The sequence below is a fragment of the Micromonospora sp. NPDC048842 genome (assembly GCF_040649935.1).
GTDB lineage: Bacteria > Actinomycetota > Actinomycetes > Mycobacteriales > Micromonosporaceae > Micromonospora > Micromonospora hortensis.
Window position 1 is genome coordinate 56701 of the sequence record NZ_JBEZGK010000008.1, and the last position, 16054, is coordinate 72754.

The window sequence follows — 16054 nt, forward strand, 5'->3', positions numbered from 1 at the left end:
TCAGCGAGCCGGGTCCGCCTTCGCCGGGTCCGCGTCGGGCGTCTCGGCCGCGTCGCCCTCGAACGTCTCGGCCGGGTCCGCGTCGAACGCCTTCGCGTAGCCCGGCTTGTCGTCCGCCGGGTCGACCTGGTCGGCGGCGGGATTCGGGACGTGGGCCGGTTCGTCGTCGTCGCTGTGGGCCGGGCTGAGCGTGCGGCCGAACGCGATGAGCGCGGTCAGCGCCCCCACGAAGAGCACCCAGATGCCGTTGTCCACCCGCGAGGTGCCCAGTGAGGTCTGCGCCACAGCGTCCGCCTCACTGAGCGCGCTGGCGAGGTCGAGCAGCGACCGGCCACCAACCCTGATGATCACTTCGGCGAGCAGCAGGAGAAGCCCCGGCCCGGCGCCGGCGAGCAGGTAGGCCGGCCAGCGCAGTGCCGAGGCCTCGGGATCGCGGCGGACGGCTCGACGCCGTGCCCAGGTCAGGTAGCCGAAGGCCAGGAGCCCGGCGAGCAGCCCGGCGACGAGCGACTCGGTACGGGACACCCACTTGGCTGCGTTGATCAACGATTCCTGGCTGTCGCCGGAGCCGAAGAGGTCGAACAGTGGGTCCCTGGCGCGGCTGAACGCGACAACGAAGATCAGCGTGCCCAGCGCGGCGGTGACCACGGCACCGATCGCCGGGGCGGTCCGCGCGGCGGCCAGCGCGCCTCCGATGATCGCCGCGGCCGCCGTGGTGCCGGCGATCACGTTGGTGGTGGACGTGTCGAAGTAGGTGAGGTTGATGGCCACCGCGGCAGCGAGCCCGACCAGCATTCCGCCGCCGATCGCCCCGGCGAAGCGCAGGGTGGCCCAGTCGCCGTACCGGCGGGCCAGCAGGTTGCCAGCGGCCAGTGCGACGGCCGCCCCGGCCACCAGTGCGGCCGAGATCACGCCGGGCAGAGCGAACGCGGAGAGGCTGATCGCGGTGACCCCGGCCGCCGCCGAGGTGATTGCCTCCCGGGTGGACCAGAGCATGGCGGCCAGCCAACCGAGCGCCAGTAGCGCCAGGACTGCGGCGCCGGGGGCGGGCAGCGGCCGACTGCCGGCGCTGGCCGGGTCGACAGCCGGCTCGTCCGACTCAGCGGCCGGGACGCGGCCGGGCTGCTTGGTCATCGTCTCCCCTTCGAGGCGGCAGGTCACCGACCATTCAGGGTACGCGGGTCCGCTGGGCTGCCTGCCGCCCCGGGACGGCGGGACGGATCGAGGCCGGTCGGTAAGGAGAGAAGGGGTGGGGCGGTCCTTGGCGCAGGGCGGTGGCGGAAGTGGGTCGCGCGGCCCGTCGTGGGAGAATCAGGGGAGGTCCCGCCGCTGCTCGGCCTCCCGTGCGGCGTCCGGTGTCCGGCCATCCGGTCGGTGCCCGCGGGTCCGGTTTCGCCACTGCTGTCGAGATCGCCAGGAGCCTTGATGGATGCCGTGTTCTCCGTTCCCGAGCCGCGCAACGAGCCGGTTCGCAACTACGAGCCGGGCAGCCCCGACCGGGACCGGCTCCAGCGGCGGCTGACCGAGCTCGCCGCCGAGCGCATCGACCTGCCGATGACCATCGGCGGTGAGCAGCGGATGGCCGGCGGTGACCCGATCAACGTGGTGCAGCCGCACAAGCACGCCCACGTGCTGGGGGTGACCGCGCACGCCACCCACGACGACGCGCGTGCCGCGACCAGGGCGGCCAAGGACGCCGCGCCGATGTGGCGGGCGCTGCCCTTCGAGGAGCGCGCCGCGATCTTCCTGCGCGCCGCCGAGCTGCTCGCCGGTCCCTGGCGGGACACGCTCAACGCCGCCACCATGCTCGGCCAGTCGAAGACCGCGATCCAGGCGGAGATCGACGCGGCGTGCGAGTTCATCGACTTCCTGCGGTTCAACGTGCACTTCGCGCGTCGCCTGCTCGAGGAGCAGCCGGCGTCCTCGCCCGGCGTCTGGAACCGCTTCGACCACCGCCCGCTGGAGGGCTTCGTCTACGCGGTCACCCCGTTCAACTTCACCGCCATCGCCGGCAACCTGCCGTCGGCGCCGGCCCTGCTGGGCAACACCGTGGTCTGGAAGCCGGGCCCGACCCAGCAGTTCGCCGCGCACTTCACCATGCGGCTGTTCGAGGCCGCAGGCCTGCCGCCGGGCGTGATCAACATGGTCACCGGCCGGGGCGAGGAGGTCTCCGATGTCGTGCTCGCCGACCCTGACCTGGCCGGCATCCACTTCACCGGTTCGACAAAGGTCTTCCAGCAGTTGTGGCGGACAGTGGGCGACAACATCTCCCGTTACCGGGGCTACCCGCGCCTGGTCGGCGAGACCGGCGGCAAGGACTTCGTCGTCGCGCACACCAGCGCCGACGTGGACGCGCTGCACACCGCGCTGATCCGTGGCGCGTACGAGTACCAGGGCCAGAAGTGCTCGGCGGCCTCGCGGGCGTACGTGCCGCGCTCGATCTGGGAGGGTGGGCTGCGGGACCGGCTGGCCGCCACCGCCGACTCGCTGACCTACGGTGACGTGGCCGACTTCGGCAACTTCGGCGGCGCGGTGATCGACGACAAGGCGTTCGCCCGGCACACCGCCGCGCTGGAGCTGATCGCCGGCGACGACAGCTGCCGGGTGCTGGCCGGTGGCACCGCCGACGACTCGGTCGGCTACTTCGTGCGACCGACGCTCTTCGAGTGCGGCGACGCCGCCCACGAGACCTTCACCACCGAGTACTTCGGGCCGATCCTGGGCGTGCACGTGTTCGACGACGCCCGCTTCGACGAGGTCGTCGCGCAGGCGGAGTCGATTGCCCCGTACGCGCTGACCGGCTCGGTGTTCGCCACCGACCGCCGGGTCGTCGAGTCGGTCGGCGAGCGTATGCGGTACGCGGCCGGCAACTTCTACATCAACGACAAGCCGACCGGCGCTGTGGTCGGGCAGCAGCCCTTCGGTGGCGCCCGCGCGAGCGGCACCAACGACAAGGCCGGCTCCTGGCTGAACCTGGTCCGCTGGGTCTCCCCGCGGACGATCAAGGAGACCTTCGTGCCGCCGACCGACCACACCTACCCCCACATGGGCTGACCGGCGACGACCCGCCGGCGGCGCGTGTGGGCGTCGCCGGCGGACGCCCGGAATGTGGCGATCCATCGATAGTCCTCAACGGACAGTCTGCCGCCGACAGTGCACTTAGGAAGTCCTGTCGGGTGGCAAACCGGCAAATCCTGGACGCCGGGTGCGCAAAGTGGCAGCGTAGTGGCCATGGCGGATTCCGGAGTCAACCCTACGGCGGCGGCCCTGCTCGGCCTCCTCCACGAGGGCCCGATGACAGGCGGTCAGTTGATGGCCGCCGCTGAGCGCCGTCTGGCGCCGTACTGGTCGATGACCCGCAGTCAGGTGTACCGCGAATTGCCGGTGCTGGCTGAGCGGGGTTTCGTGCGGCTCGGTAAGCCGGGCCCGCGGATGAGCCAGCCGTACTCACTCACCGCCAGCGGAAAACGGACGTTTTCCCGCTGGCTCGCGGAGAACCCGGGGCGGGACACCATCCGCAACCCGATAGCGCTCCGGATGGCTTTCGGCAACCTGCACTCCGCCAGCCAGCTGAAGGGCCTGTACGCCTCGGCCAACGAATACCACACCGAGGCCCTCGCCCAGGTCCGGGAGCAGGTGAAGAACGCCAAACGGGACGGCGAGACGTACGACGCCAGCGCCCTGGAGTTCGCCGTCGCCTACCACCGGGCGGCCCTGTCGTGGTTGAAGTCCGCCCCCGTCGGGTGACGGTCAGCGGGTTCGCGCATAGGGAACGAGCTGCTCCGCTCCCGGCACAGTACGCTTGTGTGTCGTGACCGCTGCCGATTACGCCGAACAGCTCAAGGAACTCGACGCGACCCTGCGAAACATCGAGGCCGTCCTCAACCTCGACCGTCTCCACGAGGACAAGGCCCGCCTGGAGCAGGAGGCCTCCGCCCCTGACCTGTGGGACGACCAGGCCAAGGCCCAGCAGGTGACCTCGCAGCTGTCGTACGTCAACGGCGAGATCAGCAAGCTGGGCAGTCTGCGTTCCGGCCTCGACGACGCCCAGGTGCTGCTGGAGCTGGCCGAGGCCGAGGCCGACCCGGGTGTGCTCACCGAGGTCGAGTCGGAGATCACCGGGCTGACCAAGGCCATCCAGGAGATGGAGGTCCGCACCCTGCTCTCCGGCGAGTACGACTCCCGGGAGGCGCTGGTCGCCATCCGGGCCGGCGCGGGTGGCGTGGACGCCGCGGACTTCGCCGAGATGCTGCTGCGGATGTACCTGCGCTGGGCGGAGCGGCACGGCTACCCGACCGAGGTCTACGAGACCTCGTACGCCGAGGAGGCGGGCCTGAAGTCGGCCACCTTCGCGGTCAAGGTGCCGTACGCGTACGGCACGCTCAGTGTGGAGTCGGGCACGCACCGGCTGGTCCGGATCAGCCCGTTCGACAACCAGGGTCGTCGGCAGACCAGCTTCGCGGGCGTCGAGGTTCTGCCGGTCACCGAGCAGACCGACCACATCGACATCCCGGAGAACGAGGTCCGGGTCGATGTCTACCGCTCCTCCGGGCCCGGTGGGCAGAGCGTCAACACCACCGACTCGGCGGTGCGCCTGACGCACATCCCGACCGGCATCGTGGTGACCTGCCAGAACGAGAAGTCCCAGTTGCAGAACAAGGCCTCCGCGTTGCGGGTGCTCCAGGCCCGCCTGCTGGAGCGCAAGCGCCAGGAGGAGCAGGCCAAGCTCGAGGGGCTCAAGGAGAACGCGGCGGGCTCGTGGGGCGACCAGATGCGCTCCTATGTCCTGCACCCGTATCAGATGGTGAAGGATCTCAGAACCGAGCAGGAGACCGGCAATCCGAGCGGGGTCTTCGATGGCGACCTGGACAGCTTCATCGAGGCGGGCATCCGTTGGCGCAAGCGTCGGCAGCTCGCCGGCGACGGTGCGTGACGGTGCGCGGGCGGAGCGCGTCGTCGATCTCCAGGTAGGAGCCTGATTCGACGACTCGTGCCGGATCGGCGGGGCGTGGGGCTTGGCTCAGTTGTTACACCGCGTAGACTCACCACCCGTGATTCAGCTTGAGCAAGTGACGAAGACGTACCCGAAGGCGTCCCGGCCTTCGCTCGACAACGTGTCCGTCTCGATCGAGAAGGGCGAGTTCGTCTTCTTCATCGGTCCATCCGGCTCCGGCAAGTCCACGATCATCAAAATGCTGCTGCACGAGGTGGCCCCCAACAAGGGGCGCGTCGTCGTCAACGGCAAGGACGTCACGTCGATGCGCTCCTGGAAGCGACCCCACTTCCGGCGTTCGATCGGCTGTGTCTTCCAGGACTTCCGGCTGCTGCCCAACCGCACCGCCTACGAGAACGTGGCGTTCGCCCTCGAGGTGATCGGCAAGACGAAGGCGGTTGCCCGCCGGGTCGTGCCGGAGGTGCTGGAGTTGGTCGGGCTCGGTGGCAAGGAGCACCGCTACCCGCACGAGCTCTCCGGTGGTGAGCAGCAGCGGGTCGCCGTCGCCCGGGCGTTCGTGAACCGTCCGCTGATCCTGCTGGCGGACGAGCCCACCGGAAACCTGGACCCGGACACCTCGATTGAGATCATGCGCCTGCTGGACCGGATCAATCGCACCGGCACGACCGTCGTGATGGTCACCCACGACTCCAACATCGTGAACCAGATGCGCCGCCGCGTCGTTGAGATTGAGAGCGGTCGCATCGTGCGTGACCAGGCCCGCGGCGTCTACGGGTGAGCCGGCGCTCCACCCCTGCGCAGCCTGACGACGAACACCTCATGCCGGAGACCCGGAGGAAATCCCGATGCGCGTGAAATACGTCCTGTCCGAGGTACTGGTCGGACTGTGGCGCAACGTGACCATGTCCATCGCGATGATCATCACGATGGCGGTCTCGCTGACCATGCTCGGCGCCAGCGGTCTCATGTACCGCCAGGTCGACGACATGAAGGACCTCTACTACAAGAACATCGAAGTCTCGATCTTCTTGACCCAGGAGGTGACCGAGCAGGAGCGCACCGACCTCCAGACCAAGCTCGACAGCGACCCCCTGGTCAAGGACGTCCTCTACGTCAACAAGGACGAGGCGTACAAGCGCTTCAAGGAGATGTACCAGGACGCGCCGGACCTGGTGAACGCGGTCAAGCCGGACCAACTGCCCGAGGCGTTCCGGCTCAAGCTGAACAACCCGGAGCAGTACAAGAACGTCTACGACCAGTACAAGGACACCGCGGGCGTCGAGGAGATCATCGACCAGAGTCGACTGCTCGACAAGATCTTCAACATCCTCACCTCGATCCAGAACATCGCCCTTGCTGCCGCCATCGTGATGGCGGTCGCCGCCCTGCTGCTGGTCGCGAACACCATTCAGGTCGCCGCGTACAGCAAGCGGCGTGAGGTGGCGGTCATGAAGCTGGTCGGCGCGTCCAACTGGTTCATCCAGGCGCCGTTCGTGCTGGAGGCCGTGGTGGCCGGCCTGATCGGTTCACTGCTCGGTCTGGTGGCCCTGGTCGCGGCGAAGTATCTGCTCTTCGACGGGTCGTTGAGCGCGTTGCAGGGTCTGCTCTCGCCGATCACCTGGGGCGACATCCTGTTCATCTTCCCGCTGATGGCTGGCGTCGGTGGTCTGGTCAGCGCGGGTACCGCCTGGATCACCCTGCGCTTCTACCTGCGGGTCTAGGCACCGTACGGGTCGTCCCGTGGTCTCCCGAGGACCCTCCCGCAGCCGGAAATAAACGGCGCGGGAGGGTCCTTGTGATTCGGGTAGCATGATCGGTTGTCCGGCCGGGGTGAGCCCGGCCGCAGACGCCAGGAGAGGGGGTGGCACCGATGCCACGGGAAAAGGGGCGCAAGGTGGTCGCCTCCAACAAGAAGGCGCGTCACGACTACGCCATCTTCGACACGTACGAGGCGGGCATGGCGCTGACCGGCACCGAGGTCAAGTCGCTTCGGGCCGGCCGGGCGTCACTCGTCGACGCGTTCGCGCAGGAACGTGACGGCGAGTTGTTCCTGCACGCGATGCACATCCCGGAGTACACCCAGGGCACCTGGACCAACCATGAGCCCCGGCGTACCCGCAAACTGCTGCTCAACCGGGGCGAGATCGACAAGCTCCTCGGCAAGACCCGCGAGGGCGGTTTCACCATCGTCCCGTTGCAGATCTACTTCTCGGACGGCTGGGCCAAGGTCGAGATCGCCCTGGCCAAGGGCAAGAAGTCGTACGACAAGCGTCAGGACCTCGCCAAGCGGGACGCGGACCGGGAGATCGCCCGGGTGTCCGGTCGACGCGGCAAGGGCATGGACGACTAGTTCATCCTGTTTGTCCGGGTCGGCGTGCCGGCCCGGGGCTCGGGATGAAAGCTGTTGCGGCAGGCGTTAGTCTTGTCAGTGCCGCCACATCGGCGGCCTGTCGAGGGGGTGACTGGTTTCGACTTCGTACGCAGCGACAGGGGAAGCGAGCCGAGGAAGCCGACGTCGTCTCGAGAATCGGTCGTCGGAAACTTATAAGCGCCAAGCAAAATCGCGCTGACTTCGCTCTCGCCGCCTGAGGCGAGTAGCTAAGTCTGTCGGCCTGGGAACGCCTTCGTCCCAGTAGCCGGCATCAGCTAGGAGGCTGGCCAATCGGACCCGGTCGCGGGGTCCGTGCGGCGAGATTAATCAGCGACTGGGCCCGTCACACCAACTTGCTCGCGTGAGCGGTGGGGCCGAGTAGAGGCACAGCGAGCTGCGCTCGGAGAAGCCCTGACAAACCGGCGAAGGACCCGGGTTCGATTCCCGGCACCTCCACCACCTCGAACGAAGCGCCCCGGCCCACCAGCCGGGGCGCTTCGTTGTTCGCGGGGTCTTACGCTGCCTGCTGTGACCAACCAGGAGCTGCGCCTGTCGGTCGGCGCGTCGCCCGGCCAGCGCGTCGTGGCGGTGGTGTTCGGCGTCCTGCTCACGGCCGTCGGCGCGGCGTTCGTGGCGCTGCCCCTCGTCGCCGACGGGCTGTTGCGCCGACTGACCGGCCCGGGTGACGCGTTCGCCTCCTATGAGGAGGCTCGCGACCTGCCACCGGGGCTGCTGCCACCCGGGCTACGCGACTCCGCCGACCCGAACCAGTCCGGTCCCAGCCCGTTCATCGGCCTGTGTGGCCTGCCGTTCGTCCTGCTCGGCCTCTATCTGGTGCTGCGGGTGCTCCGCACGGCCGCCTGGCTGGACGGCAGCCGGGCGCGGGTACGCGGTGCGCTGCGCACCCGCACCGTCGACCTCGCCACCGCCCGGATCGAGTCCGGCGCTGTGTCGTACCGCGAGGCGGACGACGGTCCGGCCGGCCAACCGCAGGTGCGGGCCGTCCGCGCGACCGACCCGGAGAGTGCCCGGGGGGTCACGATCCCGCTGCGCGGCATGGGGCTGCCGGTCCTGCCGCCGTCCGAGCTGCGGGCGCTGGCCGAGGCGATCACGACGGGTCGACCGAGCGACGAGCGGGCCGGCGACGCGCGTGCCGTGGCCGAGCACCTGCGGCGGCTGGCAGAGCGCCCGTCGACCGACTGAAGCAGTCGGCAGTCCCAGGAGGCCTCTGCGGCTCTGGGGCCGCACCTGCGTGGCTGGTGGGGTCAATGGGGTCAACGGGGCAGATGAGACCGCTCAGGGCCCTGGACAGGCCGGGCCCGGCAGCCTCACCATCGCGGTATGGGGTAGCAGCGCCGCCGCGCGGGAGGTGCCATGGTCACCGGTCCGGTCCAGCAGCCGTCAGTCGTCGCCCGACCGCGCGTCGCGCATCCGGCGGGGCTCCCCGCCGATCCACATTCCATCGGTCTACCCGGCGCGCCGCGCCCGGCCGGCCTCGCCGGTGACGTGCACGCGCTCGGCCGGGCCGTCGCCGTCGCCAGCACCGAGCCGCGCTGGCGCGAAGAGGTTCTGCTTCGGCTGCGTCCGGTGCGCCAGGGCTTCGCCGAACATGTTCGGGTCACCGAAGGTCCCACCGGCCTCTACCGGGAGTTGCTCACCCAGTCGCCGCGACTGGACAACGGGGTGCGGCTGCTGACCCGGGAGCACGTGGCGATCGTCGCCGCGATCCTGGCGGTCCAGCAGATCGCCGAGCGGGCCGAGGCGCACCCCGATGAGCTGCGACACCGGGCCGGGCACCTGCTGCGGCGGTTGGCCCGGCATCGGCGGCGCGGCGCCGACCTGCTCTGGGAGGCGTACCAGATGGATCTGGGTGGTGAGACCTGAGCCCAGGTCGGGAACCGGCAGGTCGGCGGAGGCGTCGAACCGTACATGAAACGGCCCGCCCTGCTGCTCGTACTCCCGTTGCTGCTGATGGCTGGCTGCGCCGCTACCGGCGCCGGTCCGGCCGACGGCCCGCGCACCCCGACGCGCGGCGTGGAGGCGTTCGACCAGCGGGCCGCTCAGGTCGCCGAGGCGTGGCAACCCGGCCCCGACTGGCGTACGGGCTACGTGCCGTTGGAGGGGCCGACACTGCTCACCGGTGACCCGGGCTTCACCCCCGAGACCGAGGCGGCCTTCCGGGCCGGGTGGTACCGCGAGCAGGTCGGAATACCGCCCACCCGGGTCGGTGCCGAGATCCAGTTCCCGGACGGACGGTTGAGGCTGCCGTTGGTCAGCGCCGCCGAGGCGTACCGGCAGCTCGACCAGGGTGACCCACTGCCCTGCCCGGGGCGGCCGAAGCGACCTGGTCTGCCCACCCCCGGCGGCCCGACAGTCGAACCGGGGCCCGACGGGTGGGCCACGAGCAGCACGCAGACCGCCTGTCTCCCGCTCACCGTCACCGCTGTCACGTTCGGCGCCGCGCCGGTGCGCACGAGCCGGGGCGTGGCGCAGGTCCCGGCCTGGCTGTTCACCATCAAGGAGCTGGACAGCCCGGTGGTCCGGCTCGCCGTCGCGCCGACGGCGGTCACCCCCGTCCCCGAGCCCACCGCGCCGGCCCGGCCGCTGCCGGAGGGGTTGGTGGCGGCCCAGGACCTGGCCGCCGCCGACGGCGCCCGGCTGACAGTGCGCCTCGGCGTCGGCGCGTGCGACACCGGGATCACGCCGTTGGTGTGGGAACGGCCGGACGTCGTGGTGGTCGGTGGCGGCGTCACCCGGGCCACCGGCGAATGTATCGCCCTGCTGAAAGTGGAGCCGGTCACCGTCACTCTCGCGGCGCCCCTGGGCAGCCGGCCGGTGCTGGACGTCTTCACCGGTGCCCCGCTGTCGATCGCAGCGCGCTGACCGGGCTCAGAGGATGCTGGGCACGTCGGTGCTGATCGGCACCGGCAACACGGTGGGCCGGTCGGCGCGCAGCCCGGCGGAGAGCGCCGCGCCGAGCTGATCGGGGGTCTCCACCACCTGCGTGGCACAGCCGTAGCCGGCCGCGATCGCGATGACGTCCAACCCCGGCAGGTCCAGGCCGGGCACCCCGGGAGTGTGCTTCAGCTCGGCGAACGCCTTGAGGATCGCGTACTGCTGGTTGACCGGGACGACGACCACCACCGGCAGTGCCAGGCGCGCGGCCGTCCAGAGCGCCTGCACCGAGTAGTGGAAGGAACCGTCGCCGATCACCGCCACCACCGGGCGACCGCGCCCGGTGTCCCGCTCGGCCAATGCGATGCCGATCGCCGCCGGCAGGCCGTACCCGAGGCCGCCGCTGGCCATCGTGAAGTACGACGCCGGGCGGGTGATCCGTAGCTGACGACGCAGCGCGGACAGATTGGATGGTGACTCCTGGACCAGCACGCCGTCGGTCGGCCAGTGCGCGGCCAGCGCGGCGAACAGGGCGTCGGCGCTCAGTGGGGTGCCTACCTCCGGCGGTGGCAGTGCGTCCCGTCGCGTGGGTGTCGGCCGGTCGCTCGGCGGCACCCCTTCGAGCAGCGCGGCCAGGGCCAGCCCCGGGTCGCTGAGCAGGCTGTCACCGACCGGGGCTCGCGCGGCCTCGTCGGGGTCGTCAGTGATGTGCAGCAGTCGGGCGCCGTCGGGCAGGTGCCCGCCTGGCACGTACGGGTAGTAGCGGAACACCGGGGCGCCGACGACCAGCACCGTGTCGTGCCCGCGCAGCGCCTCGGCGAGCGGACCGATCGCGTACGGCAGCACGCCGCGGAAGTGCGGGTGGTCCTCGGGGAACACCGCCCGCTCGGTGGCGGGCGCCGACCAGACCGGCGCGGCGAGCCGCTCCGCCAGCGCGACGGCGGCCGACCAGCTCGCGGAGCGGTCCACCCCCGGCCCGTACACGAGCACCGGGTTGCGGCTGCCGGCCAGCACCCGGACGAACTCCTCCAACCGCTGGGGGTCCGGCGCGAACCGGGTGGCCACTGTCCGCGGTGCCGGCGGCGGGTCGGCTGGCTGGGCCCAGTCGTCCATCGGCAGGGAGAGGAAGACCGGCCCGGCCGGTGGCTGCACCGCCGTCGCGTACGCCCGCAGCATCGCCGCGGGGATGTCCTGCGCCCGGGCCGGCTCGTAGGCCCACTTCACGTAGGGCTGCGGAAGCTCGGTGGGTCGGCGGCTGGCCAGCCGGGGTTCCAGGAGCAGCATCTCCCGGGTCTGCTGGCCGGCGGTGACGATCAGCGGGGTCTTGTTGTGCCAGGCGGTGACCAGGTTGCCCATGCCGTTGCCGGTGCCCGGGGCGGTGTGCAGGTTGACGTGGGCGGGCACTCCGCTGGCCTGGGCGTAGCCGTCGGCCATCGCGACGGCCGTCGCCTCGTGCAGCGCGTGGACGTAGTGGAAGTCGGCGGGGAAGTCCTGGAGGAACGGCTCTTCGGTGGAGCCGGGGTTGCCGAAGACAGTGGTCATACCGAGGGTGCGGAGCACGTCGTACGTCGCGTCCCGGACAGTTGCCATCGCACCCGCCTCCGTGTCGCGGGCAGGGGCAACCGCGGTCGCCCTCCCGATCAGCCGAATCTATCGGGATGTGACGGACCTTTCGGGCGTTTCTCGGCCGTCGGTGGCCCCGATCGGTCGATCACCGGGAGCTCCGCCGTCGGGTGCGTCGGCCCTTCGTCTTAACTGTCCGATCACCCGCCGGTCAGACCTTAGCCAGCACCCAGCACGCAGGCTATGGTGCCAGGCATGGCGTTGACAGCGCGGCTGAACCCGATGCGGCGGGCGGATCCGGTCGATGACCGGTGCCCGGCGCGGGCTCACGGTTGACGGGTGTGTGGCATGCAGGGAGAGGGCCAGGCGATCGGCGGACGAGCGATGGAGTCGATGACCGGGCGGCTGCTGGTCGCGACTCCGGCGCTCAAGGACCCGAACTTCGACCGTACCGTGGTGCTGCTGGTAGCCCACGAGCCGGGCGGCGCGCTCGGTGTGGTGCTGAACCGGGCCACCGAGGTGCCGGTGGCCGAGGTGCTCGGTGACTGGAGCGACCTGGCCCGCCACCCGGCGGTGCTCTTCGAGGGTGGCCCGGTGCAGCCCGACTCGGCCATCTGCCTCGCCCGGATGCGGCACCCGATGCGCCGGGTGAAGGGCTTCCACCAGGTTTCCGGGGCGGTCGGCACCATCGACCTCTCGGTCGACCCGGAGCGCCTGCGGGAGAGCATCGGCGGCATCCGGGTCTTCGCCGGCTACTCCGGCTGGGGCAGCGGCCAGTTGGAGCAGGAAATCGCCGACGGGTCCTGGTTCGTGCTGGACGGGCTCCCCGGGGACGCCTTCGTCGACCGGCCCGACGACCTGTGGCCGATGGTGCTGCGCCGGCAGGGCGGGATGATGGCCGCCGTCGCGCACTTCCCGCCGGACGTGGCGCTCAACTGACCCGGCCCGGCGGGGGACCCCGCGAGATGACCATGCGGGCCGGTCTGTGTATAGTTTCCCAGTGCCCCGGGCGACCGGGACGACAGCAAGGGGCCGTGGCGCAGCTGGTAGCGCACCACACTGGCAGTGTGGGGGTCAGGGGTTCGAGTCCCCTCGGCTCCACCCTTGAGAAACGCCCTGGTCGGGATAATCCGACCAGGGCGTTTTGCTGATGTCGACGGGGACCTACGCTGACAGCAACTGATGCGTCAGGAGGTGGCCTTTGCTGGCTGGAGCGTTCATCTCGGTGGTCTACGCATTCCTCGGATGGCTTGTCGCATTCACCGCCAGAGCGTCAGTGCGGCCGTCGGTCGACATGTACCGCAGCCCCGGGGTGCGGACCACAGCGACCATGAGATCGACCGAGCACTGGTACGCGGCACACCGTCGGGTCGAGCGCCCCTTCCATCGAACCGGGATGCTGTTGGCCGTCGTTTCCCCGCTGCCGGTCATCCTCGGCGCCGCATTCGGTGATCCGCCGGTGATCGCGGCGGTCCTGGTGCTCGCCGTGCTGGTCGTGCCCTACCTGCTCTACCTGGGCTATGTCGGCAACCGTGCTGCGCTCGCCGTGGACGACGAGTCGTGAATCGGTCGGCAACCCGGCAGTGGTAGGCAGGGCATCGTCGAAGCCCTCGCTACCGGACGATCGGTGACCACTCCCGCTGACTGACGATCGTCACCCCGGGGGTGCGGTAGTAGGGGTCCTCGGCGACGACAGCGGCGAACGCCTCGGCGTCCGGGACGTCGAAGATCAGCAGTGCTCCGGAGTCGTCGGCGAACGGCCCGGCCATGACCAGCCGGCCCTCCTGGTGCAGGGCCTGGAGCCGCTCCCGGTGCGCCGGTCGGGCGGCGAGTCGGTCGGGTTCGTCGCCGAAGGACAGCTCCAAGATGAACACCGGTTCCTCCTCATCGGGGCGATCTTTCGAAGCACCCTAGTCGATCCGGCGCGCCACCACCGTCTAGTCGTGGACGTCCGTCGGTGGTGGTCAGGGATCGACGATGATGTCGATTGCCGCGCTCACCTGCCGCTCCAGCTCGTCGAGGTCGTCGAGGGTCGGGGCGTCGATCAGGAACGTCACCCCACGGTCACCGGATTCGCGCAGCTCACCGAGGCGTGCCCCGCGTTCCTTGAGGACGATGACGTGTCGCAGGGCGGGCGGGTCGTCGGCTTCGCCCGGTGTGATGACCGGCCACGGTTGCCCCTCCGGCACCCACTGCGGCTCCACGTCCGGCCAGCGCAGCTTCACGTCCTGCAACGTGCCGGTCGGCTGGGGCAGGTAGACCTGGCGGGCGTACCGTCGGGGTGGAGGGTGCGCCGCCGGCTCGTCGAGCGCCACCTCCATGATCGTCTGCTCCAGCGCCCGACCGGTCGCCAGGTGGTAGAGCGGCATGATGCCGTCGCCGGGAGTACGGGCGGCCACCTCCATCAGGACCGGCCGGCCGTCCCCGTCGAGGCGGAGTTCGGTGTGCACGATGCCGGCGACCAGACCGAGCCGGCCCACGATGTCGCGGTTGGCCGCGAGCAGCCTGTCGTGCTCCGCGCCGGGAGGTGCGGGCACTGTGTGGGCCATCTCGACGAACCAGTCCGAGCCGTCCTCGGTGGTCCGTTTCTCAGTCGCCGACTCGAAGACGATCCGACCGTGTTGGACGACCGCCTCCACCGAGTACTCGGCGCCGGTGACGTACTCCTCGACCAGCAGGGTCTCCGCCGCCGGGTACTCGGTGAGCAGCGCGGGCAGGGCCTCGGGGTCGCGAACCGCCTGGACCCCGGAACTCGACCGCCGGCCCGAGGGCTTCAGCACCGCAGGGAACCGCACCGAGCCCACGTCGAGTCCGGCGCGCCCCTGCGGTGGGACGACGACCAGCCGGGGGCTCCACTGCGGCAGGTAGAACCGTTGCAGGTACTTGTTGCGACACACCCGGGCCGCGCGGACGCCCGGCCCGGGCAGGCCGAGCGCGTCCGCCACGATCCCGGTCTGCTCGACGAGCATCTCGCCAGCGGCGTAGACCCCGACGATGTCGTACTCCTGCTGCCAGCGCTGGACGTGGGCGACCACACCGGAGGTGAAACTGCCCTCGATGCCGACCTCGCCGGTGACGAAGGCCGCGTCGGTGAGGTACGTCCCGGGGCCCTCGCCCCGGGCCATGGCGGCCGTCGTGTCGGCCCGCCACTGTTCCGAGGTGATCAGCAGGATGCGCAGCCCTCGACCGGCGAGGTCGGCGAGGAAGCCCCAGTTGCGGGCGATGACCCGGTAACCGCCGAGCAGCAGGAAGGCGCGGGCCTCACTCATAGCCGTACTGCTCCAGGATGTCGCCGAACAGTTCGGTGAAACGGGCCTCGTTGCGCTTGGTGAACCGCTCCCGCCAGGTGCCGGTGGTGCCCCGGAAGAAACTCCAGGAACTCTGGTCGTAGACCTTGCCGGCGACCTCCTCGGCGTCCGCCGTGGACCCGACGTGCTTCAGCAGCCGGTCCACGGCCTCGAGTTGGCGTTGCCGGGAGCCGCCGCCGCGCTCACCTACCAGATCCTCGTAGCTGACCTTGCACACGTCGGGGTGGCGCAGCAGCCACAACCCCCTCTCGAACTGGTCACGGCCGAGGAAGGACGTGTCCCGCATCGCGTAGTCGAGCTTCTCCTCCCAGGTCGGCAGGGAGGTCAGGATGCGGTGGAAGATGTCGAACTCGTAGAAGTTGCCGTACCCCTCGCGGGTCCGCCCCTCCAGAAAGTTGACCATGGACACCAGGGCGTCGCGCGGATCGCGGTAGTTGTAGACCAGCGGCGGCGTGGCGGTCTCCACCCACTCGGCGAAGAAGGACCCGTCCACCTTGCTGATGTCCAGCTCATGGAAGATCCAGCAGAGCCCGGCCGGGGTGTCCGCGAACCGGGAGTACGGCAGGTGCGGGTTGGTGATCACCGAGTCGGCGAAGTCGAAGCGGGTCTGCCCGTACCGGTTGACGACGTGCTGGCCCAGTCGGCGTTGCCAGTGCCAGCCCAGGGCGGACCAGGCATCCTGGGTGCGGAGCAGGTACTCCTCAGTGCCCTCCAGCTCCAACAGCTCGTCGTAGTCGGACTTCGACAGGGTGAGCGCGGCGATCTGACGTCGCTGCGCGGCGGTGAACTCCGGGGTGTTGCGGGGGGTCGGTCGGGGCACCCCGGCCATCTTGTACCCCAGGTTGGTCATCAGACCCTGCATGAGGTGGGTGCCGGTCTTCTGCAGCGAGATCACCATGGCACGAGGGGCCAGCGGCATGTCGGTCTCCCGATGGTCGTGCGTCGGATGCGACGCGGGATGAA

16 protein-coding genes, 1 tRNA gene and 1 other RNA gene are annotated in these 16054 nt (G+C 70.2%); 13 read left to right on the top strand and 5 right to left on the bottom strand.

Going from position 1 to position 16054, the window contains the following annotated elements; genetic code table 11:
- Complete coding sequence (locus AB0C19_RS13610) at window positions 1–1134, bottom strand: hypothetical protein (RefSeq protein WP_357184089.1); 1134 nt, start codon at window positions 1132–1134, stop codon at window positions 1–3.
- 291 nt (window positions 1135–1425) lie between these two features.
- On the opposite strand from AB0C19_RS13610, the gene pruA reads away from it, so the two are divergent.
- From pruA to AB0C19_RS13660, 10 genes are all read left to right on the top strand, one after another.
- A complete protein-coding gene (gene pruA / locus AB0C19_RS13615) occupies window positions 1426–3054 on the top strand; it encodes an L-glutamate gamma-semialdehyde dehydrogenase (protein ID WP_357184092.1) in 1629 nt (542 codons plus the stop codon).
- Between the two features lie 177 nt (window positions 3055–3231).
- A complete protein-coding gene (locus AB0C19_RS13620; protein WP_238677722.1) occupies window positions 3232–3747 on the top strand; it encodes a PadR family transcriptional regulator in 516 nt (171 codons plus the stop codon).
- A 64-nt stretch (window positions 3748–3811) separates the two neighbouring features.
- Window positions 3812–4933 carry a peptide chain release factor 2 gene (gene prfB / locus AB0C19_RS13625; protein WP_357184096.1) on the top strand — a complete coding sequence of 374 codons (1122 nt, stop codon included), beginning with the start codon at window positions 3812–3814 and terminating at the stop codon, window positions 4931–4933.
- 118 nt (window positions 4934–5051) lie between these two features.
- Window positions 5052–5732 carry a cell division ATP-binding protein FtsE gene (gene ftsE / locus AB0C19_RS13630; RefSeq protein WP_030331491.1) on the top strand — a complete coding sequence of 227 codons (681 nt, stop codon included), beginning with the start codon at window positions 5052–5054 and terminating at the stop codon, window positions 5730–5732.
- A 67-nt stretch (window positions 5733–5799) separates the two neighbouring features.
- The gene (gene ftsX / locus AB0C19_RS13635; RefSeq protein ID WP_357184099.1) at window positions 5800–6675 is read left to right on the top strand and encodes a permease-like cell division protein FtsX; all 876 of its coding nucleotides are present in this window, start codon (window positions 5800–5802) and stop codon (window positions 6673–6675) included.
- Between the two features lie 149 nt (window positions 6676–6824).
- On the top strand, window positions 6825–7304 hold the full coding sequence (gene smpB / locus AB0C19_RS13640; RefSeq protein WP_357184102.1) for an SsrA-binding protein SmpB: 480 nt from the start codon (window positions 6825–6827) through the stop codon (window positions 7302–7304).
- A gap of 104 nt (window positions 7305–7408) precedes the next feature.
- Window positions 7409–7784: a transfer-messenger RNA gene (gene ssrA / locus AB0C19_RS13645) on the top strand.
- Window positions 7785–7853: 69 nt separating this feature from the next.
- Window positions 7854–8528, top strand: coding sequence for a hypothetical protein (locus tag AB0C19_RS13650; RefSeq protein WP_357184105.1), 675 nt, complete (start codon window positions 7854–7856; stop codon window positions 8526–8528).
- Window positions 8529–8699: 171 nt separating this feature from the next.
- Window positions 8700–9209, top strand: a complete 510-nt coding sequence (locus tag AB0C19_RS13655) for a hypothetical protein (protein ID WP_357184108.1) — start codon at window positions 8700–8702, stop codon at window positions 9207–9209.
- A gap of 45 nt (window positions 9210–9254) precedes the next feature.
- On the top strand, window positions 9255–10208 hold the full coding sequence (locus AB0C19_RS13660; protein WP_357184112.1) for a hypothetical protein: 954 nt from the start codon (window positions 9255–9257) through the stop codon (window positions 10206–10208).
- Between the two features lie 6 nt (window positions 10209–10214).
- Here the strand turns inward: AB0C19_RS13660 and mdlC are convergent, their stop codons facing one another.
- The gene (gene mdlC, locus AB0C19_RS13665; RefSeq protein WP_357184115.1) at window positions 10215–11810 is read right to left on the bottom strand and encodes a benzoylformate decarboxylase; all 1596 of its coding nucleotides are present in this window, start codon (window positions 11808–11810) and stop codon (window positions 10215–10217) included.
- Between the two features lie 321 nt (window positions 11811–12131).
- Here mdlC and AB0C19_RS13670 point away from each other — a divergent pair, with 321 nt between their 5' ends.
- From AB0C19_RS13670 to AB0C19_RS13680, 3 genes are all read left to right on the top strand, one after another.
- Complete coding sequence (locus AB0C19_RS13670) at window positions 12132–12722, top strand: YqgE/AlgH family protein (protein WP_112582369.1); 591 nt, start codon at window positions 12132–12134, stop codon at window positions 12720–12722.
- An 89-nt stretch (window positions 12723–12811) separates the two neighbouring features.
- Window positions 12812–12884: transfer RNA gene (locus AB0C19_RS13675), tRNA-Ala, on the top strand.
- Window positions 12885–13077: 193 nt separating this feature from the next.
- On the top strand, window positions 13078–13347 hold the full coding sequence (locus tag AB0C19_RS13680) for an SdpI family protein (RefSeq protein ID WP_357184699.1): 270 nt from the start codon (window positions 13078–13080) through the stop codon (window positions 13345–13347).
- A 49-nt stretch (window positions 13348–13396) separates the two neighbouring features.
- On the opposite strand, the gene AB0C19_RS13685 is transcribed toward AB0C19_RS13680, so the two are convergent.
- From AB0C19_RS13685 to AB0C19_RS13695, 3 genes are all read right to left on the bottom strand, one after another.
- Window positions 13397–13657 (bottom strand): YciI family protein, encoded by a 261-nt coding sequence (locus AB0C19_RS13685; RefSeq protein WP_124854055.1) that lies wholly within the window; start codon window positions 13655–13657, stop codon window positions 13397–13399.
- Window positions 13658–13747: 90 nt separating this feature from the next.
- Entirely contained in the window at window positions 13748–15052 is a 1305-nt protein-coding gene (locus AB0C19_RS13690; RefSeq protein WP_357184120.1) for an ATP-grasp domain-containing protein, read from the bottom strand.
- The gene (locus tag AB0C19_RS13695; RefSeq protein WP_357184123.1) at window positions 15045–16010 is read right to left on the bottom strand and encodes a hypothetical protein; all 966 of its coding nucleotides are present in this window, start codon (window positions 16008–16010) and stop codon (window positions 15045–15047) included. Before AB0C19_RS13695 ends, AB0C19_RS13690 begins: the two co-directional genes overlap by 8 nt.
- Window positions 16011–16054: the final 44 nt, after the last annotated feature.

Bases quoted from the DNA above. Each gene is read 5' to 3' on its own strand.
- AB0C19_RS13620 (WP_238677722.1), top strand. From the start codon at position 3,232: ATGGCGGATTCCGGAGTCAACCCTACGGCGGCGGCCCTGCTCGGCCTC.
- ftsX (WP_357184099.1), top strand. From the start codon at position 5,800: ATGCGCGTGAAATACGTCCTGTCCGAGGTACTGGTCGGACTGTGGCGC.
- pruA (WP_357184092.1), top strand. From the start codon at position 1,426: ATGGATGCCGTGTTCTCCGTTCCCGAGCCGCGCAACGAGCCGGTTCGC.
- AB0C19_RS13670 (WP_112582369.1), top strand. From the start codon at position 12,132: ATGCAGGGAGAGGGCCAGGCGATCGGCGGACGAGCGATGGAGTCGATG.
- smpB (WP_357184102.1), top strand. From the start codon at position 6,825: ATGCCACGGGAAAAGGGGCGCAAGGTGGTCGCCTCCAACAAGAAGGCG.
- AB0C19_RS13655 (WP_357184108.1), top strand. From the start codon at position 8,700: ATGGTCACCGGTCCGGTCCAGCAGCCGTCAGTCGTCGCCCGACCGCGC.
- AB0C19_RS13680 (WP_357184699.1), top strand. From the start codon at position 13,078: ATGTACCGCAGCCCCGGGGTGCGGACCACAGCGACCATGAGATCGACC.
- AB0C19_RS13660 (WP_357184112.1), top strand. From the start codon at position 9,255: ATGAAACGGCCCGCCCTGCTGCTCGTACTCCCGTTGCTGCTGATGGCT.
- mdlC (WP_357184115.1), bottom strand. From the start codon at position 11,810: ATGGCAACTGTCCGGGACGCGACGTACGACGTGCTCCGCACCCTCGGT.
- AB0C19_RS13610 (WP_357184089.1), bottom strand. From the start codon at position 1,134: ATGACCAAGCAGCCCGGCCGCGTCCCGGCCGCTGAGTCGGACGAGCCG.
- AB0C19_RS13690 (WP_357184120.1), bottom strand. From the start codon at position 15,052: ATGAGTGAGGCCCGCGCCTTCCTGCTGCTCGGCGGTTACCGGGTCATC.
- AB0C19_RS13695 (WP_357184123.1), bottom strand. From the start codon at position 16,010: ATGCCGCTGGCCCCTCGTGCCATGGTGATCTCGCTGCAGAAGACCGGC.